Origin of the sequence: Duodenibacillus massiliensis, assembly GCF_900128485.1 — a bacterium.
GTDB lineage: Bacteria > Pseudomonadota > Gammaproteobacteria > Burkholderiales > Burkholderiaceae_F > Duodenibacillus > Duodenibacillus massiliensis.
This window is the reverse complement of record NZ_LT635857.1, coordinates 1-845: the sequence shown is the minus strand read 5'-3', so window position 1 is coordinate 845 and position 845 is coordinate 1. Positions and strand designations below refer to the sequence as shown.

The following is an 845-nucleotide window of genomic DNA, read 5'->3' as shown; positions in this document are numbered from 1 at the left end:
TTCCCCGCGATCGCAAGGGGACTTATGTTCCCCGCCTGGTACCCAAGCACTCACGGCATTTCAATGACTTCGATGACGCCATCATCGATTTATATGGACGCGGATTGTCTACCCGTGAAATCTCTGAGTTCATCAGAAGTCAGTACCACGTTGAAGTGAGTGCCGAATTCATCAGCACCGTGACGGAAAAGGTAAATGACGACGTACGGCAATGGCAAGGCCGTCCGTTGGATTCGGTCTACCCGGTGGTGTTCTTTGACGCTTTGCGCATCAATATCCGTAAGGACGGCGTCATCAAGAAAATGGCGGTTCATTTGGCTCTCGGCGTACGTTGTGACGGCCGACGCGATGTGCTCGGCATATGGGTTCATGAAAACGAAGGCGCGGCTTTCTGGACATCGGTATTTACGGAATTGAAAAACCGTGGCGTAGAGGACATCCTGATCGCCGTCACAGACGGCCTCAAGGGTATGACGCAAGCCATTGAAGCCGTATTTCCCCAGGCGCAACATCAAACCTGCATTGTCCATCTCATACGTGCCTCTACAGCCTTCGTCAGCCACAAGGATCGAAAGGCTGTAATGGCCGGCTTAAAGCCCATTTACCAGGCCAATACCCCCGAAGAAGCGTTGGCGGCCTTGGTGGCCTTTGAAAATAGCTTTATGGGCAAACGTTACCCGCATGTAGCGCAGAGTTGGCGCTCTGCCTGGGCACAGGTGATACCCTTCTTCAACTTTCCCCGGTCGATTCGGAAGTTGTTGTATACGACCAACAGTATTGAGGCTCTCAACCGTGGCGTTCGGAAGGTAATCAAAACTCGAACCATGTTTCCGCATGAAGAATCC

Annotated in this window: 1 protein-coding gene; it reads left to right on the top strand. The window is 52.3% G+C overall.

Annotated elements, in window-relative coordinates; all coding sequences use genetic code 11:
• On the top strand, window positions 1-845 hold an 845-nt coding region (locus BQ7486_RS01750), incomplete at both ends, for an IS256 family transposase (protein WP_074008738.1).